The 26,925-nt window shown below is 45.8% G+C and carries 25 protein-coding genes, 2 tRNA genes and 2 pseudogenes; 18 read left to right on the forward strand and 11 right to left on the reverse strand.

Features of this window, described 5'->3' with window-relative positions:
- Nucleotides 1-137: 137 nt before the first annotated feature.
- A complete protein-coding gene (locus ACFI32_RS04385) occupies nucleotides 138-638 on the reverse strand; it encodes a phosphate-starvation-inducible protein PsiE (RefSeq protein WP_462625283.1) in 501 nt (166 codons plus the stop codon).
- A gap of 95 nt (nucleotides 639-733) precedes the next feature.
- Complete coding sequence (gene folD, locus ACFI32_RS04390) at nucleotides 734-1,633, reverse strand: bifunctional methylenetetrahydrofolate dehydrogenase/methenyltetrahydrofolate cyclohydrolase FolD (RefSeq protein WP_462625284.1); 900 nt, start codon at nucleotides 1,631-1,633, stop codon at nucleotides 734-736.
- 294 nt (nucleotides 1,634-1,927) lie between these two features.
- On the opposite strand from folD, the gene ACFI32_RS04395 reads away from it, so the two are divergent.
- The 4 genes and pseudogenes from ACFI32_RS04395 to ACFI32_RS04410 form a co-directional block, all read left to right on the forward strand.
- Nucleotides 1,928-2,001 (forward strand) — tRNA-Cys (locus tag ACFI32_RS04395).
- Nucleotides 2,002-2,142: 141 nt separating this feature from the next.
- A tRNA-Leu gene (locus tag ACFI32_RS04400) sits at nucleotides 2,143-2,229 on the forward strand.
- A gap of 290 nt (nucleotides 2,230-2,519) precedes the next feature.
- Nucleotides 2,520-2,699, forward strand: a pseudogene (locus ACFI32_RS04405) (integrase arm-type DNA-binding domain-containing protein); the annotation flags it as partial.
- Nucleotides 2,700-2,744: 45 nt separating this feature from the next.
- Nucleotides 2,745-3,098, forward strand: a pseudogene (locus ACFI32_RS04410) (transposase); the annotation flags it as partial.
- Nucleotides 3,099-3,158: 60 nt separating this feature from the next.
- On the opposite strand, the gene ACFI32_RS04415 reads toward ACFI32_RS04410, so the two are convergent.
- Entirely contained in the window at nucleotides 3,159-3,650 is a 492-nt protein-coding gene (locus ACFI32_RS04415; protein ID WP_462625285.1) for a hypothetical protein, read from the reverse strand.
- A gap of 621 nt (nucleotides 3,651-4,271) precedes the next feature.
- Here ACFI32_RS04415 and ACFI32_RS04420 point away from each other — a divergent pair.
- From ACFI32_RS04420 to ACFI32_RS04435, 4 genes are all read left to right on the forward strand, one after another.
- The gene (locus ACFI32_RS04420) at nucleotides 4,272-5,546 is read left to right on the forward strand and encodes a WG repeat-containing protein (protein WP_462625286.1); all 1,275 of its coding nucleotides are present in this window, start codon (nucleotides 4,272-4,274) and stop codon (nucleotides 5,544-5,546) included.
- 47 nt (nucleotides 5,547-5,593) lie between these two features.
- Nucleotides 5,594-6,232 (forward strand): hypothetical protein, encoded by a 639-nt coding sequence (locus ACFI32_RS04425; protein ID WP_462625287.1) that lies wholly within the window; start codon nucleotides 5,594-5,596, stop codon nucleotides 6,230-6,232.
- 157 nt (nucleotides 6,233-6,389) lie between these two features.
- Nucleotides 6,390-7,142, forward strand: coding sequence for a WG repeat-containing protein (locus tag ACFI32_RS04430; protein WP_462625288.1), 753 nt, complete (start codon nucleotides 6,390-6,392; stop codon nucleotides 7,140-7,142).
- Nucleotides 7,105-7,524, forward strand: a complete 420-nt coding sequence (locus ACFI32_RS04435) for a WG repeat-containing protein (protein WP_462625289.1) — start codon at nucleotides 7,105-7,107, stop codon at nucleotides 7,522-7,524. The genes ACFI32_RS04430 and ACFI32_RS04435 overlap by 38 nt, the downstream gene beginning before the upstream one ends.
- A gap of 17 nt (nucleotides 7,525-7,541) precedes the next feature.
- Here ACFI32_RS04435 and ACFI32_RS04440 read toward each other — a convergent pair whose 3' ends face one another.
- Nucleotides 7,542-8,321 (reverse strand): hypothetical protein, encoded by a 780-nt coding sequence (locus tag ACFI32_RS04440; protein WP_462625290.1) that lies wholly within the window; start codon nucleotides 8,319-8,321, stop codon nucleotides 7,542-7,544.
- A 121-nt stretch (nucleotides 8,322-8,442) separates the two neighbouring features.
- On the reverse strand, nucleotides 8,443-8,589 hold the full coding sequence (locus ACFI32_RS04445) for a hypothetical protein (RefSeq protein ID WP_462625291.1): 147 nt from the start codon (nucleotides 8,587-8,589) through the stop codon (nucleotides 8,443-8,445).
- A 523-nt stretch (nucleotides 8,590-9,112) separates the two neighbouring features.
- Between ACFI32_RS04445 and ACFI32_RS04450 the strand changes: the two genes are divergently transcribed.
- Nucleotides 9,113-10,078 carry a DUF2939 domain-containing protein gene (locus tag ACFI32_RS04450; protein ID WP_462625292.1) on the forward strand — a complete coding sequence of 322 codons (966 nt, stop codon included), beginning with the start codon at nucleotides 9,113-9,115 and terminating at the stop codon, nucleotides 10,076-10,078.
- A gap of 95 nt (nucleotides 10,079-10,173) precedes the next feature.
- On the opposite strand, the gene ACFI32_RS04455 is transcribed toward ACFI32_RS04450, so the two are convergent.
- Nucleotides 10,174-10,794, reverse strand: coding sequence for a tetratricopeptide repeat protein (locus ACFI32_RS04455; RefSeq protein WP_462625293.1), 621 nt, complete (start codon nucleotides 10,792-10,794; stop codon nucleotides 10,174-10,176).
- 409 nt (nucleotides 10,795-11,203) lie between these two features.
- Between ACFI32_RS04455 and ACFI32_RS04460 the strand changes: the two genes are divergently transcribed.
- Nucleotides 11,204-12,700: a PepSY-associated TM helix domain-containing protein gene (locus ACFI32_RS04460; protein ID WP_462625294.1), complete on the forward strand. Its 1,497-nt coding sequence runs from the start codon at nucleotides 11,204-11,206 to the stop codon at nucleotides 12,698-12,700.
- 27 nt (nucleotides 12,701-12,727) lie between these two features.
- Here the strand turns inward: ACFI32_RS04460 and ACFI32_RS04465 are convergent, their stop codons facing one another.
- The 3 genes from ACFI32_RS04465 to ACFI32_RS04475 all read right to left on the reverse strand — a co-directional run bounded on the left by ACFI32_RS04465 (nucleotide 12,728) and on the right by ACFI32_RS04475 (nucleotide 15,098).
- Nucleotides 12,728-13,981 carry an LD-carboxypeptidase gene (locus ACFI32_RS04465; RefSeq protein ID WP_462625295.1) on the reverse strand — a complete coding sequence of 418 codons (1,254 nt, stop codon included), beginning with the start codon at nucleotides 13,979-13,981 and terminating at the stop codon, nucleotides 12,728-12,730.
- Between the two features lie 150 nt (nucleotides 13,982-14,131).
- The gene (locus ACFI32_RS04470; protein ID WP_462625296.1) at nucleotides 14,132-14,437 is read right to left on the reverse strand and encodes a hypothetical protein; all 306 of its coding nucleotides are present in this window, start codon (nucleotides 14,435-14,437) and stop codon (nucleotides 14,132-14,134) included.
- Nucleotides 14,438-14,492: 55 nt separating this feature from the next.
- Entirely contained in the window at nucleotides 14,493-15,098 is a 606-nt protein-coding gene (locus ACFI32_RS04475; RefSeq protein ID WP_462625297.1) for a hypothetical protein, read from the reverse strand.
- Nucleotides 15,099-15,381: 283 nt separating this feature from the next.
- On the opposite strand from ACFI32_RS04475, the gene dnaQ reads away from it, so the two are divergent.
- The 3 genes from dnaQ to nudC all read left to right on the forward strand — a co-directional run bounded on the left by dnaQ (nucleotide 15,382) and on the right by nudC (nucleotide 19,844).
- Nucleotides 15,382-16,926 (forward strand): DNA polymerase III subunit epsilon, encoded by a 1,545-nt coding sequence (dnaQ, locus tag ACFI32_RS04480; protein ID WP_462625298.1) that lies wholly within the window; start codon nucleotides 15,382-15,384, stop codon nucleotides 16,924-16,926.
- Between the two features lie 98 nt (nucleotides 16,927-17,024).
- Entirely contained in the window at nucleotides 17,025-18,707 is a 1,683-nt protein-coding gene (locus tag ACFI32_RS04485) for a hypothetical protein (protein ID WP_462625299.1), read from the forward strand.
- 141 nt (nucleotides 18,708-18,848) lie between these two features.
- Complete coding sequence (gene nudC / locus ACFI32_RS04490) at nucleotides 18,849-19,844, forward strand: NAD(+) diphosphatase (RefSeq protein ID WP_462625300.1); 996 nt, start codon at nucleotides 18,849-18,851, stop codon at nucleotides 19,842-19,844.
- 11 nt (nucleotides 19,845-19,855) lie between these two features.
- On the opposite strand, the gene ACFI32_RS04495 is transcribed toward nudC, so the two are convergent.
- Nucleotides 19,856-20,797: a DMT family transporter gene (locus ACFI32_RS04495; protein WP_462625301.1), complete on the reverse strand. Its 942-nt coding sequence runs from the start codon at nucleotides 20,795-20,797 to the stop codon at nucleotides 19,856-19,858.
- A 102-nt stretch (nucleotides 20,798-20,899) separates the two neighbouring features.
- Here ACFI32_RS04495 and ACFI32_RS04500 point away from each other — a divergent pair, with 102 nt between their 5' ends.
- From ACFI32_RS04500 to ACFI32_RS04520, 5 genes are all read left to right on the forward strand, one after another.
- The gene (locus ACFI32_RS04500) at nucleotides 20,900-21,790 is read left to right on the forward strand and encodes a LysR family transcriptional regulator (RefSeq protein WP_462625302.1); all 891 of its coding nucleotides are present in this window, start codon (nucleotides 20,900-20,902) and stop codon (nucleotides 21,788-21,790) included.
- 215 nt (nucleotides 21,791-22,005) lie between these two features.
- Nucleotides 22,006-22,866 carry an RnfABCDGE type electron transport complex subunit B gene (locus tag ACFI32_RS04505; RefSeq protein ID WP_462625316.1) on the forward strand — a complete coding sequence of 287 codons (861 nt, stop codon included), beginning with the start codon at nucleotides 22,006-22,008 and terminating at the stop codon, nucleotides 22,864-22,866.
- Nucleotides 22,867-22,945: 79 nt separating this feature from the next.
- Nucleotides 22,946-23,641, forward strand: a complete 696-nt coding sequence (gene nth, locus ACFI32_RS04510) for an endonuclease III (RefSeq protein ID WP_462625303.1) — start codon at nucleotides 22,946-22,948, stop codon at nucleotides 23,639-23,641.
- Nucleotides 23,642-23,992: 351 nt separating this feature from the next.
- Entirely contained in the window at nucleotides 23,993-25,159 is a 1,167-nt protein-coding gene (metK, locus tag ACFI32_RS04515; protein WP_462625304.1) for a methionine adenosyltransferase, read from the forward strand.
- 190 nt (nucleotides 25,160-25,349) lie between these two features.
- Nucleotides 25,350-25,691, forward strand: a complete 342-nt coding sequence (locus ACFI32_RS04520; protein WP_462625305.1) for a DUF3144 domain-containing protein — start codon at nucleotides 25,350-25,352, stop codon at nucleotides 25,689-25,691.
- A 94-nt stretch (nucleotides 25,692-25,785) separates the two neighbouring features.
- Here ACFI32_RS04520 and ACFI32_RS04525 read toward each other — a convergent pair whose 3' ends face one another.
- Nucleotides 25,786-26,226 (reverse strand): hypothetical protein, encoded by a 441-nt coding sequence (locus ACFI32_RS04525; RefSeq protein WP_462625306.1) that lies wholly within the window; start codon nucleotides 26,224-26,226, stop codon nucleotides 25,786-25,788.
- Between the last annotated feature and the right edge of the window lie 699 nt (nucleotides 26,227-26,925).

Genomic DNA, 26,925 nt, shown 5'->3' on the forward strand with positions numbered 1-26,925 from the left:
GTTTCTTTTGGCACGGTGCGATTAAACGCATAATGGCATCTGTGAAATCACAAAACGGGCAGTCATAACGACTGCCCGTTTTGTATCATGGTCACCTTAAAGTGTTTATTCACCTCAGGCGTGATGCACTATTGCCCTTACTCGCGCCGACGTTTGGTATTGTCATCATCATAAAAAGTGCCCATACGATGGCTGGCTTGATGGTCGTCCAAATAATCTTCGGGGCGACCAAACATTCTGGCCGTCCAAGTCAAAATCACAATAGACGCGCTAAGCGCCATAATCGCCACTGCAATCGTTGCCAGTAGCCACAGATGGAAGTAATCAGATACCGCCTGCACATCGACCACCAAGTGGCGCGACAGAGCCGTAATGGCAATAAATATCAAAAACTGCACGGGTAAGCGATGGGTTTTAAAATAAATACCGATCATCGCCAGCAGCTCCAGATAAATAAACAGCATCAAAATATCTTTGAGATCCGCCGCGCCTTTACTGGCAATGATCAAAAACTCTTTGCCTGCTGTCCAAATCACCACCACACTGATCAAAAATAAAATAACGTAGTGGCAGACATCGACAAACTCACGACCGATATACTGTAAGCGCCGATGGATTGCTGCATATTTGTTAGACATTTGAGAACCTATCAACATAAAAGTGGTCAATTGACACTGATATCTGACATCATCAGTACCCGCTTTAATCCTCTCTCAGCGGGTTTGACAGGTGATTACTCGCCTGCGTCTGCCGCGCTGATACCTGCTGACTGCTCTGCCGCCTCTACCGTCTGACGAATCAAGGTATTGATGGTCATCGGCCCCACACCGCCTGGTACTGGCGTGTATGCACTGGCAATCGCGTCAACGCCGCCAAGCTCAATATCACCCACACCGCCGTTGTCTGTTGGATGAAAACCAGCGTCAACGACTACTGCACCTGACTTGATCCATTCGGCTTTGATCAGCTCAGGTACCCCAACAGCACCAACAATGATATCAGCGCGCTGTACGTGCTCGGCCAGATTTTGTGTTCTTGAGTGGCAAATGGTCACGGTACAATTAGCATTAAGCAACATCTGTGCCATCGGCTTGCCCAAAATCGCACTGCGACCCACCACAACGGCTTCTTTACCTGCCAGATCAATCTCATAATGACTTAACAAATGCATGATACCCTGCGGCGTGCATGACCCATAAGCAGGCTCACCCATACTCATACGACCAAAGCCAAGGCAAGTCACGCCATCGACATCTTTTGCAAGGGAAATACGATCAAAGCAAGCACGCTCGTCAATCTGCTCAGGCACAGGATGCTGAAGCAAGATGCCGTGCACGTCTGGATTGTTATTCAGCTCATCTATTTTTGCGAGTAGCTGTTCAGTTGTGGTGTCAGCTGGCATCTCGACACGGATAGAGTCCATACCCACACGGCGACAGGCATTGCCCTTCATACGCACATACGTGGCTGAAGCGGGATCATCACCGACGAGAATGGTCGCCAGACTTGGGGTACGACCCGTTTGTGCCTTGATGGTATCTACACGTCCACGTAGTGACTGTTCTATCTGTTTTGCAAGTGCTTTGCCGTCGAGAATAGTAGCGTGTACATGGTCAGAGGTTTCAGAGGTCATAGTAACTCCATAAGTAAAAACAGATAAAAAAACACAGCGCCAAGCCGTTGGCACCATATCCGATATGCAAGGTAAATGAAGTCCTATATTGTACCTACCCTGTACCCAAAAACCTATGTCTAAAACGTGCTTTTGGCTTATTAAGTGCCCTAATAACATGACCAAAAACCCGCTATTTGGCAAAATAATGCCGCAAAATAATAAAAATCTGGCTTATTTTGATAAAAAACCTCAAATCGAGTAAAAAATGACTTGTAATTTAAAATATTTTTGCTAATATAGGCCTCCTTGATTGGCTGGGTGGCAGAGTGGTCATGCAGCGGACTGCAACTCCGTTAACGCCGGTTCGATTCCGACCTCAGCCTCCAATTATTTATAAGATGTATCTTGCAAAAATAAAGATAATCTTTAGTAAAAATTTGGCTTGCTTTATTGGTATAAATACTTATAATAGCGACCACTTATCTGACAGATTCTAGCACTTGCTACTGACAGATAACACAAGTTTTGCCCGGGTGGTGAAATTGGTAGACACAAGGGATTTAAAATCCCTCGCTAGCAATAGCGTGCCGGTTCAAGTCCGGCTCCGGGTACCATTACATAGTCCTATACTACCTTATAGAACAGCTAAAGCCCCTAATATCAGGGGCTTTGTTGTATCTGGCGTTCTATATTGTCCCGCTCTATCTATTACAGTCCATGCATCTGATATACACTACTATGTACACTGGTTTTTAAATGTACATTGGGGGTGTCAGTCATGGAAGCACGCAAGCCCATCAGTTCTGATCGCAGCATCAGCAGTCATAAAGCCGATGGCAAATAATATCTGGTCTCTATCAAAAACCACCCCTTGCTGTATCTCATGGTCTAACCTAATGGCACTAAGTCTTGGCTTTATCGCTACCTATCTCCTACTCATTCAAAAAACAAACGTATATCGCTTGGTATATATCAAAGCGTGTCGTTTACGCGTGCCTGTGAAATTTGGCGTGACTACGAAGAGTTGTTAAGCCGTAATATTGATCCCAAGGCCCATCATGAAGCATTAAAAAAGTCTTGTTAGGGCGTGTGGAATATTGCAAATAAATGATGACACCAGTGATAGTTTCGTAGCAATAAGCTTATCGCGCTGTTTACTTTATTAATCAAAGACTCAGACTGTGAATAGATCTTTATTGATGGCACTCATATTAAAGCGCACCAGTATAGCAGTGGTCATAACGAGAACCTGCAAGGTATCAGTAAACGTGTAGCAGGATGCGCGACTAAAATCCACTTAGCTCTTGATGCACATGAAAATCCCATCACTTTTCTCTTATCAGATAGTATTACCCATGATGTGAAGATGACCCCAAATTTAATTGATAACATAGATTTGAGCGCAACAATGACTGTATGTACTGACAAGGGCTACGATTCTGATGCGCTACGCGCGCATATCAAACAAGTGGGCTGGTGTGACTACTTAAGCTAACTGACCTCTACTCTGTTTAAGTCAAATAATTACAAGAAATATAAAAGCTTATCGACACAATTTTTCAGCACTTCGCTTTCCTGATGTACCATCGTTATCAAATACATCTGTAATCTTACAATTACCACTGTTGCAGCTTAATGAAAAGTATCTAATCCCCACTACATCGCCGTAATAAAGAATAGATGCTCTGACGCTTCCATTACCTAGGGCTCTGTAATTTATATTTTCTATTTCGTCTAGAGTCATTCCATTACTCGGATTCATACCAAGTGCTTCATAGGCACTGTGACATTTAGCCATGCCCATCCCATCTTCACTCATTCGTCCAAACTTGGCTAAAGTAATCGCATTTTGTAGACCTGAGTCTGAATATCTAAACAGTGTACGTAAAGTATCAAAATCTTGGTTATTACGATTCGCTTTAGTAGCATCGTTATACATATTTTTTACCGTCTTAATTTTTACACTATCACTGTTTGCCGAAGCAGGCATTAAACCAATTGCCAGCAAAGGCAGAACTAATATCAATCTCTTCATTTATGACTTCCCTTTTAAATGAATCTTGCTTCTACATTCATGAATACGATCTAAGTATCGCTTATTTTAAAATACCTTTGCTCGTTGATGGCACACCCTAGATGTTTAGTGACCTTAAACTTAACCTGCTCATTCATCATGACGGTATTATATACACTCTCGTAACTATCGATACGCTTTAAAAATAAGTCCATTAGACTTCCTAAAAAATACTCAACAAATATATCTAGATTATTAGCCTTCATAGATTAACACCTCTTCTACAATTTGATCAGTAGGCGTGACACCTGTTTCAAGATCGTCTTTAAGCTCAGTTATCATTTTAGATACATGATCAGTGGCTTTGGTTCGTCCTGTGCCTATATCTGTAGAACCGTTTTAGTCTTAGGCAGCACCGTTATTTAGGCCTGTTCAAGTCGGTCTTCGGTGAATGTCATTATGCGTTCTCGATATGGTTTATTGTATTTTAGCGTATTTGCAAACGTAAAGGGCGTATCAGACTCTGATTTATCAGCGGAAATATAGGATTAATGTTTACTAAAATATGCTAGGCTTTGTCAAAATCATCATACAATGACAGAGACGTCCATTATATTTTTATCCTACAAGCCCCTAGCCTTAATGACTGTTTCATTACTGTTTGGCGCTAGCAGCCAAGCCTCTTCTTTGCCCTGTCAATTAGCAGAGAGTTATGAGTTGCCAAAAGACGTCGAGTTTGCCGAAGCATGTACGAACACTGATATGGATTATGACCATATGCTTTGGCTGGTAACCAAACAACACAGTGAGAATCCTTTGGATAAAAGGTACGGCTTTGTGAATAATCACGGCAACATCGTCATACCCTTAAAATTCAGCTATGCCAATGGCTTTTATCATGGGACAGCCAATGTCACGCTTGATGGCGAATGGGGAATGATAGACACCACTGGCAAGCTGATTATTCCTAACGAGTATGACTATGTTTCTGGTCTTAGAGACGGGCTAGTCATGGCCAGAATCTCTAATGACGACAATAATAAAAAAGGCAAGCGCTATGGTTTCTTGAACCTACAGAATGAAACTGTGATTCCTTTTGACTATGCATCTGCAAGTGACTTTATCGTCGGTTATGCCGTCGTTGGTCACCACGACAAAAAAGGCGTGATTGATAAAGAGAACCGTCTGATCGTACCCATGAAGTATGACTATATCACTGCGTTTGACTCTGATGTGCTAGAAGAAAAAGATTGGAAGTTTAGAGTGGAGATGACAGAGCCTGCCAGCACCACTATCTTGAATGATCAAGGCGTGCAAGTTTTTCCGACTTATGAAGATATGGGTTTTTTTAAACATGGCTTACTCAATGTCAAAAAAAACGGCAAATGGGGTTTTGTGGATAGTGCCAATCAAACCAAAATCGATTTTATTTATGACGAGGCGATTGGGTTTTTTAATGGTATGGCGCTCGTCAGCAAAGACGGTAAATCTGGCTTTATCGATCCAAAAGGCGACGTGGTCATCCCATTAGAATATGACGAGATAAAGAGCGCTTTTCATGACGATTCCAATCAAGAAGTGGTGTCAGCAAAAAAAGGCGAAACTTACTATTTGTTAGACAAACAAGGCAATGCCACTAAGACCGATTACGCGACGATTGGCTATTTTACCGATGGCTTGGCTCCTGTCACAAAAACAGATCCCAATAGTCCGACAGGCGAGTATTACGGGGCCATCAATACGGATGGCGAGCTGGTCATACCCTTAAAGTACATCTCTTTAGAAATCAAGTATGGACGTCTATACCATGGTCTGCCAAGAGTGATAACCGATGATGCTAAGCATTATGTCCTTGATAAAGAGGGCGCTATCGTCGCTGATAAGACCGAAGCATATAGAATGCTCATGCACTACTAACTTGTCACCTCTTAATCCTATAAACGCTTAGCTGGGCTGTCCATTTTATGAAAACTGATGTAACAAACCACCGTCTATTGATGACGCGCTTAACCCATACCATGAGCCGTGCCTTTATCCCTATGCTAGCGAGTCTGGCATTATCAGGATGTTGGCACTTTAACTATGCGGTAAAAAAAGAAGACTCCCCCATCCCCTATAATAACGCGTATTTTTATGAGGGCGATCCAATCCCCAAATATGAGTTCGATAGCACGCTATATCGGTTAGATAAGGATCAAAAAAGCTATAACCATGTCGAGATCATGCACTTAAATGACGTCGCCAACAGCAACAACGCCCATCTCACGCCTGACAATATCTGGCGCAAATCCCGCCTCAACTTTTATTTTTCCAAAGACTCTAATGTCGAGCTGATAGAGGAGTCTGTGGTTTTGGCGCATTACTCAACAGATGGCACACGCTACGAGCCACTAAAGCGCGTCTCGAACTTAGAGGGCTGTATAGGAACGACGGATTGTGCCAAGAGCCTTGTCTTGCACTATGGCGCAGGCATGCCCAAAAACATCATCGAAAAGGTCAGCTTTACACTGATAGTCAATGGCAAAGAGAAGCATATCGCTTATACCATTCCGCTTGAGTACAAATACCAGTACTCTTATTTGACTATTTTGATGAGTGTGTGATCGATAAGAACTTAGCAATAGACTGCTTTCATATCCATCAATAGCTATTGCACAACAAACAAAGCCTAAAGATAACTGATACAGGCGTGCTAGGGCATGTCCCTATTTAAAAACAGTGATAACATCTGCTACAATTATCGGATAATAGTCCAGTATTATGACCTTCTCTTTTAAATCATTTGCCATCTTCACCACAGCGCTTTTATACAGTGCCTTTAGCCATGCTGATTTTTATTGTGAGTTGGCAGCAGGTTACGAGCTGCCTCAAGGCGTTGAGTTTGCAGAGCGTTGTATTGACACCGATATATACAATGAGCACATATTGTGGCTGGTCAAATCAGAGGGGCGCTATGGCTTTGTGAACCATCACGGCAAAATTGTTATACCCCTAAAGTTTAGTTACGCCAACAGCTTTTATAGTGGGCTAGCCAAGATTAGGCTTGATGATAAATGGGGACTGATCGACACCACTGGCAAGCTGATTGTTCCTAATGACTATGACTCTATCTCCCTACCCCATGATGGTCTGGTACGTGCCAGCATCGGCGGTGAGGACAGCCGCTATGGTTTTTTAAACCTGAACAATGATGTCGTGATTCCTTTTGACTATCACTATGCTGAAGACTTTAGCGAAGGTTTTGCCATTGTGGGTAAGGGTGGCAAACAAGGCATTATTGATAAGCAAAATAAACTTATCGTACCCATGCAGTATGACTATATCTCCCCCTCTGCCACAGATACGATCTATATGAAAGACTGGAAATGGCAGGCACAGACACTGAATCCAAGACGTGTCACTATCTTTGATGCTCAAGGTGAGGCTGTCTTTCCGACTTATAAGGATTTAGGATTTTTTAGTCAAGGTTTAATCAATGTCAAAAAGAACGACAAATGGGGGCTTTGTCGGTAGGCACAATCAAACCAAAATAGACTTTATTTATGATGAAGCCAGCAGCTTTATCAATGGTTTAGCATTAGTCAGTAAAGCGAGTAAGTCAGGCTTTATCAACCCACAAGGGGATATCATCATTCCCTTAGAATATGATGATATCAGCATTCTTTTTTATGATGATCCCAATCAAGAAGTGGTATCAGCAAAAAAAGGTGAGACTTACTATTTGTTAGACAAACAAGGCCACGCAATCAAAACCGATTATGACTATATTGGCTATTTTACCGATAACCTAGCACCTGTGAGCGAAGCAGATGCGAATAGCCCAACAGGCAAATCCTATGGCACTATCAACATCAAAGGCGAGCTGGTAACACCGCTAACGTGTTCAGAGGATTAAGTCGTCGATCAAAAAAACTACTTATAGACTTTCTTCATCGGATTAAACTTCGCGATTTTACTGTAGTTAACATGCTCAACATATTCATAGTCATTCATAGGCATCTCACCTGTATAAGTCAGCATTATTGGATAATAAGCGGTATTATCCTGCATCACCTGTAGACTGCCTTCATAGTCATAAGATAAAGGCGAGTCTTCATCATAAGGCTTGGTCGTCGAGCCACCATCGCCAGCATAGTACTTATTAATGAAATCATCTTCAGGCAGGTGCAATACCTCCCACCAACTATCCTTAACACCTGTAGACATATCAGAATTCATAAATACACTGCCTATCAGGTTTTTCCCTAATGGCTGTATACCTTGTTCGATATCATTAATATTTAAATTCACTCGACCGTATTTACTCGAAAAATTAACATCCTTTGGTGTGCGACTCACCAGCTGGAACATTCCCGTATTTAATTTTTTAAAACTGTATAGGTCTGCTGTAGCGTGGCAAGCATGACAGCTTACGATTTCTCCTTCAGACACTTGCAATATCTCAATGATAACCAAATAACGGTCTGCGCCCACTGTATTTTTATATTGTAAGACAGGGTGCATGGTAGCAATAGAGATATCACCATTGTCACTATATTGCCCCAAGCCAATATAAGGCATGTCTTCCATGCCATTTGCATATGCTTGGATCATTTGCCCTCTATAAAACTGACGCATGACCTCTTTGAAAGTTAAATCTCTAACTTTAACATTCGCCATCTCACTGGCAGAAAAGACAGGCGTCTGTGCCATAGCGGGCGCTATCGCCAAGCTGCCCAAACCAATTACCAAGCTCAGTATTATTTTTTTCATATGACTGTCCCTTAAAGTTAACAATACGCCACAGTGCAGCGTTGCTTATCTATGCGCCCAGCTACTTGACCGACTCAAAAGACTGCTTCGATGGGTTGTACGTATAATGCGTCGTATCTGTCGTGCGCGGTGCCATCTCTTTATCCGTATCATAGTTGATTGATGTATTCTCTATCGTCACGGTCAGCGGATAAAAGCCATCAGTCATCGGCTCATATCACTGATAGCGCACATTCCCTTCACCCTGATGATAGACAAATTCGCTCGCTATCTCAGTGCGATAGTCAATCACGATCTCAGCGACGGGCTTTATCTTGCCCTCTTAATGTTTAATGTGATGTGTCATAGACGGTCATGTTCTCATTAGGATACAGGCATGGGCGTACTCAAAGCAGCACCGAATAGTGGCAGTCACTACAGTATCAAGATAAATACATCCTACATACCCACCATTAGCCCGATTATTGAGCCAGACTCTCATTTTGTGCTCAGCCCCTAACAGACATGTGCTCAACTCAATATCAAAACGATGATTGACTGTCAGGTCTCAAAAGATGTTCGCGATAAATAATGTGTTATTAAATTGTCTTATAAATCAACTAATGTTAACATTATTTTCTAATATGTTACCAACACGTAACCATATACCAATATAGATCATAACGAAAATCAAGTGCTAACCCATATGACTGCACCGTATTCTACTATTGTTAGAAATTCAGGAGAATTTTTTGAAAAAGCTTTTACCTTGGTTGGCAGGCGTATTCGTAATGTTTGCGATCTATCTTTATGCGTCACCCTATATCGCGCTGCATGGCATCAAAACCGCGGTAGAGCAAAAAGACGCCGATAAGCTGTCAGGTTATATTGACTTTCCTAGTGTCAAACAAAGCATAAAAGATCAAGTTAAGGCGTTCATGGTTCAAGAAATCACGACTGGTGAAGAGGAAAGCGGTTTGGAAGCATTGGGCGTCATGCTAGCGGCCGCAATGATAGACCCTATCGTCGACAGCACAATCACCCCTGATGGCGTGGCACTCTTGTTCCAAGGGCAAGAACCAGATTTTGGTTTAGACGATGCCGCCAAAGATAGCTCTGAAGCGCCAGATGACGATATTGACTATCAGACAAACTACCTATCATTTAACCGTTTTAAAGTTCAGATAAGTAATGCAAATGACGTTAATCATTCAATTGATGTGATTATGCACAGAGACTGGCTGAGCTGGAAAGTCACCCGAATTACCTTTCCGTTAGGCGCTAACAATAAATCTGACAGTAGCCTTGAAGACACTATGGCCGCTGGCTTGGTCACGGCTGATGAAAATGCTGGCATAGATACTGACGACATTGATATTTATGAAAGCGATGAGCTTGACACCGTGCTACAAGATTTGCATGCTGCACAATCATATGAGGCATATGATATGGACAGCGCAGCCAGTGACGCTATAGAGACAACTGAGGCGCTCACACCCGCACAAGCGGCGTACATCGACTACCTCGCTGATAACGATATAGAGGTATCACAAGACATGATCGATTCGTTAAATGACTTTACCCTCGGTGGTGGTACAGAAGCTGATTTGCGCCAATTTATTATCGAACGTTCTGGTTATGAAGATGGGTATCGTGCATTGGAAGATTGTCGCAATCCAGATCTGACAGAAGCGCAGTTTGTGAGCAACTGTACTTAGCAAAAAGGTTAAATCACTATCCCAACCTAGCGTAAGCCGCCACGGATGGCTAACGCTTAGCGAAGCGCTCTTAGAATGCCAAAGAAACATAACGGTCAATAATCATGCTGATAAAGAGGATCTTCGTTATCAAAGTCGATTTGGTGGCTTTTACAATCTGGGTGAGCGCATTCTTCGACAACAGCGCCCTCGACAATGTACATATTGACCGTATCCATGTCAGCTGGACGCATAGCGTCTAAATAATCCTGAGCCGATTTATATCCTTGATTGGCCGATTTTTGGAGCCATTTGATTGCTTCTTTATTATTTTTAGGGGTGCCAATACCGTCACTATACATTACCCCAAGATTGAACTGAGCTAATGGATCATTTTGGACTGCCGCCTTTCGGAACCATTTTATGGCTTGGGTATCATTCTGTGCGACGATATCGCCCTGATAATATTTGTAACCAAGATTTGTTTGCGCGGGGGCGTATCCTCGATTGGCAGACATTCTAAACCATTTCATGGCCTCAGCTATATCTTGATCCGCGTCACCATCCCCATATTGGTACATTATCCCAAGATCATACTGAGCCTCAAGATCCCCTTGGTTGGCCAGCCTTTTTTTATTGGTTGTAAATTCAGTTTCAGCGAATGCTGACATCATCAGTCCGAACGACATATAGATGATCATCATTGTATAGGCCGTTTTACGTTTAGTGGTTTGCACTTCTATTCTTCTCCTTGCATATGTCAAAAGCGGCAAAAGGTTTTTTGACCGATGACGCTACCAAGTGTACTTATCGAACACTAACGTCATCATTGCCATCATTGTACCCGCTGCCAACTTTGCTTTAAAAAGAATATCTAAACATTTATTCAATGGTGATACCCCCTTTATCTTATCTTGTTTATAATATGCACCAAAAAATAAACCGCCCTATTCTCAGCATTAAGGCGGTTTGATACGTTTGTGTTGAACCATTCACAATCTTAGCGTTCATTCGCTCTGCAATCTCACTTACGACCGATACCACGCACACTTGTGTGAGTGATACTGCTTCAGGGAGCAGGCGAGCATCACAAGCAGAGCTTTTATTCATCAAAAACCGAGACAAAAGTCATTGGAGACAGGACGCATGGCTGAGATGAAGCCGCAAGTCAAAAATAACGCCAACTATTTTACCATTTGGCGCTGGCATTTTTATGCAGGGATGTTTGTTGCACCATTTTTGATCATCCTTGCCTGTACAGGCCTTGGTATGGTGCTGCTTTCTAACACGGTAGGACGCGATGGCGACCACATGACCATCGTCAGTGAGCAATCCGCCCCCGCCCCACTGTCTACCCAAGCCAAAAATGCCCTCGATACGCTTCCAAATAGTACGCTGATACAATACATCGCTCCGCGCAGCGAGGATACAGTTGCTCTATTTCGTATCAAAAGCGATCAAGCCCAGCGCATGGTATCAATCAATCCTTATACGGCAGCAGTGGTCACCAGCGTACCTGCCAATAGCACCCTCTATCATACCGTTGATAATATCCATAGCGATTTGTTACTCGGTGATGTGGGTGATTACCTGCTAGAGACCGCCGCTGCATTGACGATCTTGATGATTTTAACGGGTTGGTATTTGTGGTGGCACAAACGGCGTTCGGTTAAGGCCATGCTGCTGCCTGACAATAACAGTAAGACCTCGCCCAAACGACTGTTGTTTCGTACCGTTCATGCCACCCTTGGTAGCTGGGTATCTGTGGTGTTGCTGTTTTTTTGTATTTCAGGGATGGCGTGGGCTGGTATTTGGGGCGGCAAAGTGGTGCAAGCGTGGAGTCAGTTCCCTGCTGGCAAATGGGGCGTCGCGCCTATGCCGCTATCAAGCGACCCAAACGCACATGATATGCACGATATGGACATGGCGGAGGCTGCGCCGCACGTTCATGGCGAGAGTGCCACACCTACACCGACGCATGGCGAGGCACTCAATCATGGCGCCTCTAAGGAAGTGCCATGGGTATTGGAACTGACGCCGATGCCACAATCGGGCACAACGCTGGGCACGGATGGGTTAAAGACAGGCGTGCCCATCGTCTTGGATACGGTAGATCAATTTGCACGCGAGAGCGGCTTTGTCGGACGTTATCAATTGAGCTTGCCCCAAGGTGCGACAGGGGTTTGGAGCATCAGCCAAGATTCGATGAGTTATGACATGCACAGTCCAACGGCAGATCGCACCATGCATTTGGATCGTTATTCGGGCAAGGTACTCGCAGACATTCGCTATGATGATTATAGTGCCTTTGGTAAGTTTATGGCTGCAGGTGTCGCGCTGCATATGGGCACGCTGGGCTGGTGGAGCGTACTGGCCAATGTTCTGTTTTGCCTATCAGTGATTGCGATTTGTATCACTGGTTATATGATGTGGTGGCAGCGCCGACCCAAGAAAAAAGAAGCGGCGCTTGGGCTTAACCCGCCTGCACGTGGCAAACCAGTTAAGATCCGCTGGACATTGGCCCTACCGTTACTGGTCATTGCGGCTATTTTTCCGACTGCCCTTATCGCGATTATTGCCATCGCGTTACTGGACTATTTACTCATCTCACGGCTACCTGCCTTACAGCGGTGGTTTAAATAGCTGGATGATAATAATAGCAGCGCAGGTTTATGGTGTCTGCCAAAAGCCTGCGGTATACAGCGCATCTGGCGCAATGGTTGGATAATCACTAAAGCACAGCTGATACCCGCCTTGGGTATCGGCACTGATTTGACAGTGTGCTCCTAAAGGAAAGCTGTGCTTTTGTCCAATATGACCAAAGGGCATGCCGCTATATACGGGGAGTCCTGTCAGTTGTTGCAGCTGGCGAACCACCATTGCCACGTCATAGCGCGCATCATAGCTGTCTTCGCCGCTACCTGATAACGCACCAAAGACAATGGCCTGCTGCTCTTTAAACACGCCTGCCAGATACAAATCATAGAGCATGCGCTCGATACGGTACGCCTGCTCGCCCACGTCTTCTAAAAATACGATACCGCCTTTGATACGTGGCAGATACGGACTACCCGCCAGTGCTGAAACCACACTCAGATTGCCGCCCCACAGTGTGCCAGTGATGCTTTGACTGGCCTGAGTCTCACTGGTTGCCAATACCGCAGGCAAATTGGCACTGGTCAGTGCCGCGCTATCAATGGTCACGATCAATTTTGGCTCTGTCAGCGCCTGTGCAAACTGCTGACAGCTGATGGTATCAGGACTGGTTTTGCCAAACTCACTATAGAGCATGGGCGCTGCCAGCGAGCTCATCTGTCCTTTGGCCAGTAGCGCGCACTGAATCGCGGTCACATCACTAAAACCTGCCAAAATCGTCCCGCGCTCCTGCATCACTCGTCCAAGGGTGGGCCAATCCACCAGCGGTAACAAACGCATCGCCCCATAGCCGCCGCGGACGCCAAGTAGCAGCTTTGGCGCAGCAATCGCCCCTGTGGCAATGTTTTGCAAATCTCCAGCCCGCTGAGTATCAGTCCCTGCAAAGCGCAAATACTGACGACTGACGATATCGGGATTTTGCACCGCAAAGCCGGCACAGCGCAGGCGTTCCAGCGCCAACTGATTGCGCGCCTCAAAGCCACCGACATTAGAGCTGGCAAACAGACGTGTCTCAATCGTCGGCGTAGCGCAGTGGGACGCAGATTGCGTTGGTACTTCCCCTGTTATCACAGTCGGCAGGTCATCTTTGGTTAAATCATGCCGATTTAAAAAATCCTGCTTCAAAACATCAGCAGCAAGGCTACGGGATATACTCTGTGCTGCCAATAATCCTGCTCCCGCACCCATACCCACTTGCTGCAAAAACCGTCGGCGATTAAATCCCTGCGCGGTGCGCTCTTGTTTTTTGCCTTGCTTATCGATACTCATATCCACTGCCTATACGATCCATAACGCTAGAGCGTGTCCCTAATAGCCACTGTCACCCATGCGATCAATTGTCTTTTAATGGCTGACTGATATTTATGCTATTGATAACATAACTGTAACCAACATACCCATGATGAAAAAGTGCGTCCATCAATTGGGGACATCATACTGTGATCGCTCAGGATTTAGGCCAAAAGAATAGACGAACGTGGCCACCGCACTATTGACCAGCACAAAAGGCATATCGAGCTGCACATGACCCAGTAAGTAGCGACCAATCAGCCATGAGATGACCATCATGATGATAAAAAATGCGGCCAAGTAACCCAAGATTACAGGGTGTTTGAGAGTATAAGGCGGCGTTGGCGCAGGCTGCTTGTTAAGTACATACATGCGTATGGCCCACCCTGCACCGTAAGATAGGCCGCCCAGCAAGACATAACTTAAAAAATTCATAGATATTGACTCGATTACAAAGCAAATGGTTGGTTAAAACGGTATGAGCGACCCATCACTGACTGCCAAGCGCCGTGTCATGGTTGATCACCGATTCTTCCGTTATCACCACGCTATCGCTTATGGCCTCTGTCAATCCTGCGTGCGGGTCGCTTAGTAGATCAACATTGACCTCATCGCACGCAACCTTATAAATGGTATTGGCACCTTTATAGATATAAGCCAAATACTCACTGTCTAACAGCGGGTCAATATTGGCATAAACAGGTTTGACATGCGCCATGACCAGTACGCGGTCGGGGCGAGCAAGGACAGCATCAACATTATCAGGATCGATAGAAAAATATTTGGGTAGCTGTGACCCATCTACTGACTCTAACACTTCTGGCTCATCCCACACACGCTGCGCTTGGACTGCCTCTTTCATTTGCATCACCCATGTGCCGTTTTGCTCAGAAACTTTGATCTGTGCAGGCTCATCGTGGCTGACGGTATAACAGCCTGCAAAGACGGATAAGTCAGCCGCAGCGGGCGTGTCTTTGATGACGGCAACTGAGTCCTCTGTATAACAGCCTGTCAAAAACAGCGCGCTACACGTCGCTACCATGGTCGCCCTTATGGCGAATTTTTTGCAAAACATATCTGCACAACGTGGCATCATAGGGTCATCCTGCGAGCATACATAAAAAAGATCCTGTATATTTTAACAGAAAAGTCATGCCCTGCTATTTTGATCTGCGCTTTTGCAGTTTTATCTGTCGTGATGACCCATGTTGGGTATGGATTTGTTATAATCAAGCACTATCAGATGACCCAATATTGCTTACCATCGAGATGGTAAGCTACTGGGCATCTCCGCCGCCAAACACCTCATCGTTAGCACTTTTTTCAGCTATGAGGGGGGCACGCATTGTTATTTATTTACCGTAGGTTTTCCCATTTTTATGTCTGACACTTCTCGCTCGACCCCGTCCGTAGCTGATCCCTTAGCAGCACAAGCAGGTACGACTGTGGCCTATACTGATGGCGCATGCAAAGGTAATCCTGGCGCTGGTGGCTGGGGCGCACACCTGATATTTAGTGATGGCCAGACGCAAGACTTGTACGGCGGCGAGCCTGACACCACCAATAACCGTATGGAGCTGATGGGCGCTATCAAGGCGCTCACGCATAGCCCGCAAGACATGACACTGGCGATCTGGACCGACTCCAGCTATGTACAAAAAGGCATCACAGAATGGATCGCTGGCTGGAAAAAACGCGGCTGGAAAACGGCAAGCAAAAAACCTGTCGCCAACCAAGACTTGTGGCAACAACTAGACGCGCTGTGTCAAAACCGCGACGTCGAATGGCACTGGGTAAAAGGTCATGCTGGACACGCTGGCAATGAGAAAGCCGATACACTGGCCAATCTGGGGGTTACGGGCAGCAGTGACCATGCGGACTTTGAACCTTGTGCGGCGGATGACTCGGCCGCTAAAAAAAAAGCGGATCACGCAGCTGAGTTAAGTACGTCTAACGTCAACACCAGCTCCAGCACCCATACGGATAACCACACACTTGATGAAGACTGGTTAACCTCGGATCCACTTGGGTTTAATATGATGACCGAGACTTTAAATGATGCTAATGTAGAAGCAGAGACGATAATGGATACACCCGTACATAATGATGCGGTGCCAGTGAGCGCAGCAACCATACCTGAGACAGAGACTGTCAAATTTGATGGCGATACCAGCCGTGCCAATCCGCATTTTCGACCTTTATTGCCAAAACCTGTTCACCGTCAAGAGAACAGCCGCCAGTTGATTATGGATACTGAGACCACAGGGCTTGACGCACTCAAAGGCGATCGGGTCATCGAAGTGGGTATCGTCGAGATGGTGGGACGCAAATTTACAGGCGAGAAGCTGCACGTTTATATCAACCCGCAACGCGGCATGGATGAAGAAGTCATTCGTATTCACGGGATCAGTGAGGCATTTTTGGCAGACAAACCCACGTTTGACCAAGTGGCACAGTCTTTGTATGACTTTATGGATGGCGCAGAAATTATCGCCCACAATGCGTCATTTGATATGACCTTCTTATCTATGGAATTTGATAAGGTGGGCTTGCAAGGCTTTGCCCAGCGGGTACAAGTGACCGATTCACTGGCCATGGCAAAACAGCTCTACCCCGGCCAAAAGAACACCCTAGATGCGCTCGTGCGTCGCCTTAATGTTGGTAAGCAAGACCGTACGTTTCACGGTGCATTATTGGATTCGGAGATTTTAGCCGAAGTCTATCTGGCGATGACCGGCGGCCAAGTTGCATTGGCTATTGAAGAGGATAACCATTCTGATAACGGACAGGCCACACACAGTAACTTTGCAGCGCTCGCAGAGTTGCTACTGACCTCACCGACCAGTGATCGTGCTCATCAAGATTGGTTTGCCAGTTTGGCCACTGATTATCCTGAGATGAAAACAGCATTGTCACAGTGGTAAATAATGTTAATATACAAAAAAGCAGGTCTTATTTGACCGACCATAGATTATCGTTTTAATCTTGTCGACTATTATCAGCATTTTATGGAAGAATAACTATGAGCCAGTCAGAGCAACTCACCCTGAGCACCCCAAACCTTAGTATCACCAACTTTGGCTTGCCATCGTTACATTTGCTACGCGATGAAATTGTGGTTATTTTAAAAGATGCCGAAACGCATCTGAGCGATTTTAACGATGACCAAGAGCAAGCGCCATTATTGCTGGATTCTATTGGCGTACTGACACAATTGGCACGTATTTTTGAGCTGATTTCACTCACAGGGGCTAAGCTGCTGAGCACTGCGATTGCCGACGGCATGCAGCAGCTTTATGACCATGGTGACAATACAGATGCCACACTGATTATGGATCTATCAGAAGCCATCATGACACTCGATCGTTATATTGAGTTTGTATTATTGACCGAGACTGTTGAACCAACGTTGCTGCTCTCTATTATCAATAAATTGCATAAAACATCAGAGCAGCAGCCCATTGCCGCCGATTATTTTGCCAATTTTGGTAGCAGTAGTGTCATCATTGCCAACCCCGAACAAAACTTTCAACCGTTAAGTGAGCTTGGCTTAGATACCGACCTGTTAAGCCGAGCCTATCGCAGTGGCCTATCAGTTGCCCTCACTCAGACCTCAGCAGCGCTGACCGGCGAGGAGCGCCAAAAGCTCTCAGCAATGAATGCAGCATGTGCCCTTATCGCGGCTCACAGCAAGACGTTATTTTGGCAGGCGGCAACCGCTGTGGTTACTGATCTTGATGCCATATTGCCGCTCAGCTTAACTCAAAAACATACTCTGATTTATTTAGAGCAGCAGTTCCATCATTACCTGCCTATCATGGATACCCGTTTTGCTGACTTGGTCAACTTTGCCTGTCAACGTGACAATGCTTTGGCACATGATATTCGTAGCCAATATGCCACCAACCAACTCGACAATCCGCAATTAGAACAGCTCAAAGGCTTCTTATTTGGCCCCAACCGTCAAGTGACCGATGCATTAAATGACTTGATACAAGCGCAGATCAACAACATTAAAGAGCAGGTAGACGAGTACGCGCGTGGTGACTCGATCAATGCTGCCACCATGCAAGCGAGTCAAATTTCTGATCAAATGGTCGTACTCAGCTCAGCACTGCGTTTGTTAAAACTCAACAATGCGGCAGCCTCACTCAATACAGCAGCAACTGCTGTCGCAAGCTGGCAAACCCCAGCACCAAGCGACTTTGATCATTTGTTATTGGCATTGATGAGTGCCGAAAACGCCACCATTTCGATGGCAAAAATGCACACCCCAGGCGCGATCAATTTGCCACTGAATAATAAAAACATCTCATTGCATCAGCTCGATACCGCCTACGATACATTGATCGAAGAGAGCCGTACCGCCATCGCAGGTGTTGAACAAGCCCTTAATGATTACTTGGCAGACAGCGATCGTGATGTGGTCAATATTCAAAATGTGCCTGAGATCATGCGTCAAGTGTCTGGAGCGGTGCGCTTTTTACATTTACCCACAGCAGCCAGTATGCTTAGTCAGCTAGCCAGCTATATCGACCAGCGTTTTGCCAATCAGCAAGCGCTTGACGACTATATGTTAAGCCACATTGCCGATGTGATCATGTCTGTCGATTATCGCTTAGACAGCTTTGAGCACAACCGACCCGTGAGCCAGCAATCATTGGATATCGCGCAGCACAGCTTGAGCCAGTTGCTGGCTGCGTAACCTACCGCTATAAAGACAGGGTCAGCGTTACTCTTTTATTGAGATGACGCTGACCCTGTTTCTTTTGTCGCTTTTTTTCTTTTGTAACGCTGTTATCCCAACTACCTAATAAGCATGCCGATAGCTGCTTTGGATTGTCTTATGAGCACCGCCTTTGTCCTTGATGGTGACGCCATCTTGTGCCGCTATACCTCTTCTGGCTGGCAACCAGCCGTCCTAAGCCTGCCTGACCATCTTGCAATCACTCATTATCAAAAAGAGCAGCATGATACCAATCATCACGAGGTTGATGCCGCAACTCAAGATAATGCTCCTTATCAGTTGGGGTTTGTCTCCTTGTTTGCGCCGCTGCCACTACAACAGCAAGAAGCGCCTGCATCCAATGATGATAACCGCCTGTCCATCATCGCCGATGCTGCGATCAGTACCACCTATGCCCAGCAGCAGGGACTGGCGTTACCTGCTGTCATTGATTTAGCGGCTAATGATTTATCACCGGTGGTCGGTCATCATGCTTTTGTGTCCTATCGGCAACTGATTAATCAGCTACCGACCGCTATCAGCGATCTTTTGAGTCAAGCCATACAGCTGCTACGCTGGCAAGCCGATACCCAGTTTTGTAGCCGCTGCGGGGCAAAAGTGCATCTGGCAGATTCGGGCGAGCGTGCAATGGTTTGTCCGCAATGTCGCCTGCGGCAGTACCCACGAGTACAACCCTGCGTCATCACTGCCATCACCCGTGCCAATCCGCATACAGGTGAGACCCAGATTTTGCTGGCGCATCATCATCGCTATGGACAACAAAAACTGCCGCTTATGTATGGCTTGATCGCAGGTTTTGTTGAAGTGGGCGAAAGTTTTGAGCATGCAGTGGTACGTGAGGTGGATGAAGAGGTGGGCTTGGCCATAACCGATATTCGCTACGTTAGCAGTCAGCCATGGCCATTTCCATCCAACTTGATGCTTGGGTTTCGTGCCACGTATGCCAGTGGTGACATCGTTTTACAAGAAGATGAGCTGTCACACGCTGATTTTTTTGATCTCTCAAACCTACCTCAGATACCACCCAAAGGCAGTATCGCGCGCGACTTGATCGAGCAGATTGCTGATGAACATGGGGTGATGATTAACGACTAACTACAGCGTGCTCAGCAGTTGGTTAACGCAGGTTTGCGCGCCGATCGCTGCTGCTGCCATATCACAAGCCTCGGTATCAGTAGCCCTGCAATCACAATTGCCATGCCCAGCAGTTGCAGCACCGTCACTTGCTGACCGTACAAAAAGGCGGTCAGTGCCGCAAATACGGGCACAAAGTTAAAAAATAACGACGCATTGGTTGCGCCCAGTTGCTTGACGCCAGATATCCACAATAAGTAACCCCCTACGGTCCCAAACAAGCCAATAAATATCAAATCACCCAGCACGCTACCGCTAATGGCTATGCTCTCTTGAATGGGATGGACAGCAGCGCTAAACGGCACCATCAGTGCAATCACCCCAAAACCTGCCAGCATGCCGACCAGTGTATAAGGAATCATCGGCATCCAGCGGCTGATACCTTGGGTTAAATAGGTATATAGACTCCAGCACAGCATCCCCATAAAAATCATCTGATCGCCATGATTAAACGCAAAACCCAGCAAACGTGCAAGCTCGCCATCAGTCAATACCAGCAGCACTCCTGACAAACCAACCACCAGACTAAACAGCGTCCCAAGCGTGGGCAATTTGCGCTGTGCCACAGAGCCAATCAATGATGTGACCAATGGGCTAAGTGCCATAATCAACGCACCATTACTCGCATTGGTTTGCTCAAGTCCCGTGAACAGACCCAAATTGAGGCCGCCAACACCGATAATAGACACACCAATGGCCCAGACCCATTGCTTACTCGTCAACACAGGCATCGGCATGTGCTTGTATTTGGCATATAAAAACAAACATAACGCCGCCACGCCAAAGCGCCACATCACCAAGGTTAACGCATGTACCTCGGTCAGTGCATGTTTGCCGACAGGAAAACTTGCTCCCCAAAAAAACGTGCACAACAACAAACACAGGACGGCGTTGGTGCTCGCTGAACGACTCATAACCTCTCCAAAAATAACCAGCATAGAATGCAAAATATTATTATAGTCTATAGGTTTTAAATACGGTATAAATAGGCAATAACGAGAGTATAGATTGCAAATATGAAAGTTAATTATTCACTGGATGATATGCGCAGCTTTTGTGCTGTCGTTCGGCACGGCAGTTTTCGACAAGCGGCGCTGACATTAAACATGCCGCTGTCGACCCTCAGTCGCCGCGTGGCAAAGCTTGAGACAGATTTGGCACTCAGATTGCTCAATCGCGACGCGCACCGCGTGCAGTTGACCCATGCTGGACAGCAATATTATGAGCGCTGCGCTCATCTGTTTGATGAGCTAGAGAACGTATCGTTTTGTTTGCGGCAAAACAAAACCAAGGCCAAAGGCATCATCAGAGTCAGTGCACCGATCAATTTTGGCAGTACCATTTTAGCGCCGCATTTCAATGCTTTTTTGCAGCAGTATCCTGATATTGATTTGGATTTGCGCCTGTCTAACCAGACAATTGATATTGATGAGCAAGCTATTGATATCGCCTTTCGTATCGGTGAACACAGTGCCGATCACTGGATCGGACGTCCGCTGACCAACATTCGCTTTATGATCTGTGCCGCAAGTGACATGGACATCGCAGCCATCCATGCACCCAGCGACTTGATCGGTTATCCTGCGGTATTATGTAGTCCCATGTCCACGTGGCATTTGCAGCACCGCAGCACGGGCGAGATATACACGCATCAGCCGATGCAGCATGTGCGTCTCAAAGTGGACGATATCAGCCTGATTACGCAGGCCATAGCCGATGGTATTGGTATTGGGTTTATCCCTGATTATGATGCACAGCCACTGATCGAATCTGGTCATCTGCAATGGGTACTGCCTGACTGGAACAACCAGCCTAGAGGCTGCCAAATACTTTACCGTGACCGCACCAACATGCCCTATCGCTTGCATTTGCTGATTGATTTTGTTCTTAAACGCTTTGGGCACTGACGACAATACGGTCATGGTATGATGGCAGATCAGCATTGCTGTTTTGCGTGCCCAAATATGTTACGCTTTTGTGCGTCAAACCTGCGTATGATTATCTTCACCAACCCAATTTGCTACCTATTTTGGATGCTTTTATATTGACAGATACCAGCGGCGTGCGCATGATACGCCAGCCAAATATCTCTGACATCACTGACGTTGAGGCCAGTAACCCCATGTCCCAAACTGACACCCAAACACGCCTAACCGCAGATAGCAGCGCTATAGCTACTCGCTTGGCAGATTTGCCCATTTTATTTGATACATTGGCACTAGAGACGCTATCAGAAGACACCCGCACCAAAATCGCGCTTGTCGATGCATGCCTACCGCAAACCCAGTGCGGGCTATGTGATCACCCTGATGGCTGTCTGCCGTATGCTGCTGCCATTGTCACCAAAAGCGAAGCGCACAATAAATGCGTGCCGGGTGGTCAGCCGGTAACGGACGCTATCGCTGAGGTTTTAAACCGTGTGCCCATGCTCGATGCCGCGCCCTCAAAATGGCCTTTAGACACGGATAACGGTCGCCCAACCGAGGTGCGCGCCGTCATTCGTGAGGATGACTGTATTGGCTGCACCAAATGCATCCCTGCCTGCCCAGTCGATGCCATCGTCGGGACAGGCAAGCACATGCATACTATTTTTACCGACCTCTGCACAGGCTGTGAGCTGTGTCTGGCACCCTGTCCTGTAGATTGCATTGACTTGGTTACGGTTCAGCGTGAGCTGTCACCTGTGATGCGCGCTCAAGAACAAAATGAGCTGCGCCAGCGCTATCACACCCATTTGCAGCGCACCGCCGAGCAGTTGGCCAACAGCAGTAATGCCAAGCCGGTGGTCAGTATGGTCGAAGCCAAACTGAACAATGCCGCCTCCCAAGCCGTAGACATCAGCCAAGAGCAAGCGCGCAATACCATCGCCGCGGCCAAGCTACGTACCAAGATTAAAAAACTCGAAAAACAACTGAGCGTACGCGAGCATGCTACCAAACGCGCCGAGCTGATCGAACTGCAAAACCAGCTTGCTCAGTTATAATCTGCTCCGTTATCAAGGATACACCCCAGTGTACCCGCGATAAGTTATTGTTATTCACCAGCCAAGACAGCCCCTAGCTATGAGTAAAACAGTCCAACACAAAACAGCCAACACACCGCCGTCACGGCGCATGCCCAACCGTGACGTTGCGCCTTTTTTTGAAAAACTCGCCGCCACGATTGATGAGCCTGTCACCGAGCTGAACTATGCCAGCCATTTTGAGCTATTGATTGCGGTGATTCTCTCCGCCCAAGCGACTGATGTGAGCGTGAACATTGCCACTGACCAGCTATATCCCGTTGCCAATACGCCAGAAGCCATTTATGCCCTAGGTGAAGAAGGGTTAAAACCCTATATCAAAAATATTGGCCTATATAATGCCAAAGCCAAAAACATCATCAATACCTGCCGCGACCTCATGGATAAGTTTGACAGCCAAGTCCCAGACAATCGCAAAGACTTAGAGTCGCTCGCAGGCGTCGGACGCAAGACAGCCAACGTGGTGCTAAACACCGCCTTTGGTCAGCCTACCATGGCAGTCGATACACACATCTTTCGGGTCGGTAACCGTACTGGCCTTGCCACTGGCAAAACCGTGCTGATCGTTGAGCAAAAACTGCTAGAACGTATTCCAAAAGAATATATGCTTGATGCCCATCACTACTTGATTTTGCACGGACGCTATACCTGCCAAGCACGGACACCCAAGTGCGGCGCTTGTCCTGTCTATCAAGAGTGCAGGTTTAAGGACAAAGCCGCTTTTGCTGAGCTGTGATAAAGCGCCTTGTTTTTCTGTACTAGAATGAACTGGGCTTGGCATAGACTAAGCGCTGCTCACTAGAGTTTTATTCTATTTCAAGGTAGAATGAGCTTATTTTTCTGCTGCTAGCAGATGCTTTTGTCATCACGCGCACTGAGCGCTAGCAAGATAATCGGTATGAGCATGGTGGCTGTATTGAGTGCCACAACCTCATCCTTTATCAGTCAGCTATGCAGCAAGCGCACAAGTTTTATGATCCCTTAACGTTAATTGCCAAGCAAGTGACGCGTAGAGCGCCCTTATTATACCCAGCGCCTATGTCTCATGCGTTTTCCATCTTTATTGATTCAATTAAGCGACCCCACTATGCGTGACTATAATTTATTTACTTCAGAATCCGTGAGCGAAGGCCATCCTGATAAAATGGCTGACCAAATTTCAGACGCCTTACTTGATGCCATCTTGCGCGAAGACCTGCATGCCCGCGTTGCCTGTGAGACCTTGGTAAAAACGGGCGCAGTAGTATTGGCAGGTGAAATTACCACCACGGCCAACATTGATATCGAACGTATCGTTCGTGATACTGTCAACGGTATCGGCTATCATCATTCAGACCTTGGCTTTGACGGCGAAACCTGTGCGGTTATCAACATGATTGGTAAGCAATCTCCTGAAATTGCTCAAGGTGTGGATCGCAGCAAGCCTGAAGAGCAAGGCGCAGGTGACCAAGGTCTGATGTTTGGTTATGCCAGCAACGAGACCGAAGTGCTGATGCCCGCCCCTATCGAGTTTGCCCACCGCTTGATGGAGCGTCAGTCTGAGCTGCGCCGTTCAGGCGAGCTGCCTTGGCTGCGTCCTGATGCCAAAGCACAAGTCACCCTCAAATACGATGGCAACCGCCCAGCCGCTATCGATGCGGTGGTTCTCTCAACCCAACACGACCCGAGCATCTCTCAAAGCGACTTGCAAGAAGCGGTGATGGAATCCATCATCAAGCATGTGATCCCATCTGACTTGCTTCATGCCGATACCCGTTATCACATCAATCCGACGGGCAAATTTGTGATTGGCGGCCCTGTTGGTGACGCTGGCTTGACAGGCCGAAAAATCATCGTTGATACTTACGGTGGTATGGCGCGTCATGGCGGCGGCGCCTTCAGTGGCAAAGACCCTTCAAAGGTAGACCGTAGCGCCGCTTATGCGGTACGTTACGTGGCTAAAAACATCGTCGCCGCAGGCCTTGCCGATCGCTGTGAAGTACAAGTCAGCTATGCTATCGGCGTTGCTGAGCCGACCTCTATCTCGGTCAATACCTTTGGCACCAGCAAAATCAGCCATGAAGAAATCATTCGCTTGATTCGTACCCATTTTGACCTACGTCCTTACGGCATCACGCGCATGCTCAACCTATTGCAACCGATGTATCAGCGCACCTCAACCTTTGGCCACTTTGGCCGTATTGGCTCTGAGACCGCCTTTACGTGGGAAAAAACCGATAAAGCAGACCTCCTGCGAGCAGATGCTGGGCTATAATAGCGCTGCTTATAGCGTATTTTGATAGCACAGCATGACGACATAGCCGGACTTCATTGCCTCTCATAACGGTATTGGAGTCTGGCTTTTGTTTTTGCTGGTTACTGCTGGCAAAAAATATCCACCCTATCCTATTGAATTATCAACCCGTACCCACATATTTATAATCCCTCACACATAGGAGTAGCTTATGTCTCAAGATAGCGCCAACACCAACGTTGAAATTACCCCAGAAATGCAGGCGTTTTATCAACGTGCCGACGCCATCATTGGTATGGCCAACAGCCAGCTGGGCCCTGACGCACATTCAGGCCAAGTCGGTGCATCATTGCTGTACGCTGCTGCTCGCTATAGCGCTTCAGTAGCCTCTATTGGCTTTGTCAAAGGCGATGATTTTGCCAAAGAACAAGAAGACATCATCGAGTTTTATGTCAAACAATATCGTCAGATGCTCAGCGACAATCTAACCGACTATGCGCAAAACTTTGACAAGTATATTCAATTAAATCAAGCTGATGGTGATGCAAAGTAAATAGTACCTGTTGATACGGGTATTGCTAACTATATCATCAATCGTTGTCAGACATAAAAAGCCCCAGTTCTCAGACTGGGGCTTTTTTTATCTATTACTCCTCAAAAAATGCAAAATATATATGGCTTTTTCCCTCACTACTTAATGCTATTTTAGCCTTTCTAAAATCCATACATTGACTCTTTTTGAAATCAGGTTTAGTTAAGCCTGATATCCTAAAAACCTTGGGGGTCTTTTTCTTATCTATTTTTACTACAAACCATGCATTTTCCCAACCATAAATAAATCGATTGATGTCAGAGTTCAGATATTCAAAATCCTCAATAGATATAAGGCTTTTGATAGAGCTAGGATCGCTATAAGGAGGTAATATACATATCTGATCACCTGAATCGAAAATATCTCGAAACAACAGATCTTTACCCATAACAATATCACTTTCTATAGAATATTCGATTTTCTTATGATTATAAAAAATAATTGTCCATAACACTAAAAGCAAAACGAAGAAAGAAGTGATTAGTTTTATTTTCATTATAAATCTCATTTTTAAAATTCAGTTCTTTATAATATACAAACCAATCATATTCCAAATCAAAAACACTATTATCAGTAAAACATTTTTTGCTAACAAACTGATATTCTTAATTCTAGTCACTTCAAAAAGATAATATACAAGCAGAGCGAACCACAAAAGATAAAGACTTACTCTAAATGACCCTATCAAAGGAAATAAGAAATATACAATAGGTGATAAAAGTGTATATAGTAATCCTTCTATGGATATATGCGAATAAGATTCATAATATGGAGATATCAATCTATCATTGAAAATATATTTGTGGCTATACATATAGTTATGAATAAAAGTGGCCATAACCATAATGAGATAGCTATAAATATATGCTGGTAATAGGACACCTAGTCCTAGGTGATCTTTATCATTATCCATATCTCCATTCTCTTTTTATATACACCTTTTTTAAATTTTACTTTAGTCACTATCTTTCTGTATTTAAAAAATTTGACAACACGCTTGCTATTATCAACAAATCCTTGGATGATCTATTTGGCGTCTACAATATCGCTCATGCTTGGTGCGGTTGCTTGCCCCCAAAGGTAATAAGACAAGACTTCAGCCGCATAGTTACCTTGCAAGTTTAAATTAAAGGTACTCATAATCGCTTTCCTATGGTTTGTTTAATTGACTTTTTTTAATAGGTACTGCCGTGCC

The organism is Psychrobacter sp. PSi21, from assembly GCF_054960615.1.

What these genes read in the sequence shown, in the direction of transcription:
- ACFI32_RS04385 (WP_462625283.1), bottom strand. Translation starts at nt 638, where the DNA reads ATGTCTAACAAATATGCAGCAATCCATCGGCGCTTACAGTATATCGGT.
- folD (WP_462625284.1), bottom strand. Translation starts at nt 1,633, where the DNA reads ATGACCTCTGAAACCTCTGACCATGTACACGCTACTATTCTCGACGGC.
- ACFI32_RS04415 (WP_462625285.1), bottom strand. Translation starts at nt 3,650, where the DNA reads ATGAAGAGATTGATATTAGTTCTGCCTTTGCTGGCAATTGGTTTAATG.
- ACFI32_RS04420 (WP_462625286.1), top strand. Translation starts at nt 4,272, where the DNA reads ATGACTGTTTCATTACTGTTTGGCGCTAGCAGCCAAGCCTCTTCTTTG.
- ACFI32_RS04425 (WP_462625287.1), top strand. Translation starts at nt 5,594, where the DNA reads ATGAAAACTGATGTAACAAACCACCGTCTATTGATGACGCGCTTAACC.
- ACFI32_RS04430 (WP_462625288.1), top strand. Translation starts at nt 6,390, where the DNA reads ATGACCTTCTCTTTTAAATCATTTGCCATCTTCACCACAGCGCTTTTA.
- ACFI32_RS04435 (WP_462625289.1), top strand. Translation starts at nt 7,105, where the DNA reads ATGTCAAAAAGAACGACAAATGGGGGCTTTGTCGGTAGGCACAATCAA.
- ACFI32_RS04440 (WP_462625290.1), bottom strand. Translation starts at nt 8,321, where the DNA reads ATGGCACAGACGCCTGTCTTTTCTGCCAGTGAGATGGCGAATGTTAAA.
- ACFI32_RS04445 (WP_462625291.1), bottom strand. Translation starts at nt 8,589, where the DNA reads ATGACTGATGGCTTTTATCCGCTGACCGTGACGATAGAGAATACATCA.
- ACFI32_RS04460 (WP_462625294.1), top strand. Translation starts at nt 11,204, where the DNA reads ATGGCTGAGATGAAGCCGCAAGTCAAAAATAACGCCAACTATTTTACC.
- ACFI32_RS04465 (WP_462625295.1), bottom strand. Translation starts at nt 13,981, where the DNA reads ATGAGTATCGATAAGCAAGGCAAAAAACAAGAGCGCACCGCGCAGGGA.
- ACFI32_RS04470 (WP_462625296.1), bottom strand. Translation starts at nt 14,437, where the DNA reads ATGAATTTTTTAAGTTATGTCTTGCTGGGCGGCCTATCTTACGGTGCA.
- ACFI32_RS04475 (WP_462625297.1), bottom strand. Translation starts at nt 15,098, where the DNA reads ATGATGCCACGTTGTGCAGATATGTTTTGCAAAAAATTCGCCATAAGG.
- dnaQ (WP_462625298.1), top strand. Translation starts at nt 15,382, where the DNA reads ATGTCTGACACTTCTCGCTCGACCCCGTCCGTAGCTGATCCCTTAGCA.
- ACFI32_RS04485 (WP_462625299.1), top strand. Translation starts at nt 17,025, where the DNA reads ATGAGCCAGTCAGAGCAACTCACCCTGAGCACCCCAAACCTTAGTATC.
- nudC (WP_462625300.1), top strand. Translation starts at nt 18,849, where the DNA reads ATGAGCACCGCCTTTGTCCTTGATGGTGACGCCATCTTGTGCCGCTAT.
- ACFI32_RS04495 (WP_462625301.1), bottom strand. Translation starts at nt 20,797, where the DNA reads ATGAGTCGTTCAGCGAGCACCAACGCCGTCCTGTGTTTGTTGTTGTGC.
- ACFI32_RS04500 (WP_462625302.1), top strand. Translation starts at nt 20,900, where the DNA reads ATGAAAGTTAATTATTCACTGGATGATATGCGCAGCTTTTGTGCTGTC.
- ACFI32_RS04505 (WP_462625316.1), top strand. Translation starts at nt 22,006, where the DNA reads ATGTCCCAAACTGACACCCAAACACGCCTAACCGCAGATAGCAGCGCT.
- nth (WP_462625303.1), top strand. Translation starts at nt 22,946, where the DNA reads ATGAGTAAAACAGTCCAACACAAAACAGCCAACACACCGCCGTCACGG.
- metK (WP_462625304.1), top strand. Translation starts at nt 23,993, where the DNA reads ATGCGTGACTATAATTTATTTACTTCAGAATCCGTGAGCGAAGGCCAT.
- ACFI32_RS04520 (WP_462625305.1), top strand. Translation starts at nt 25,350, where the DNA reads ATGTCTCAAGATAGCGCCAACACCAACGTTGAAATTACCCCAGAAATG.
- ACFI32_RS04525 (WP_462625306.1), bottom strand. Translation starts at nt 26,226, where the DNA reads ATGAAAATAAAACTAATCACTTCTTTCTTCGTTTTGCTTTTAGTGTTA.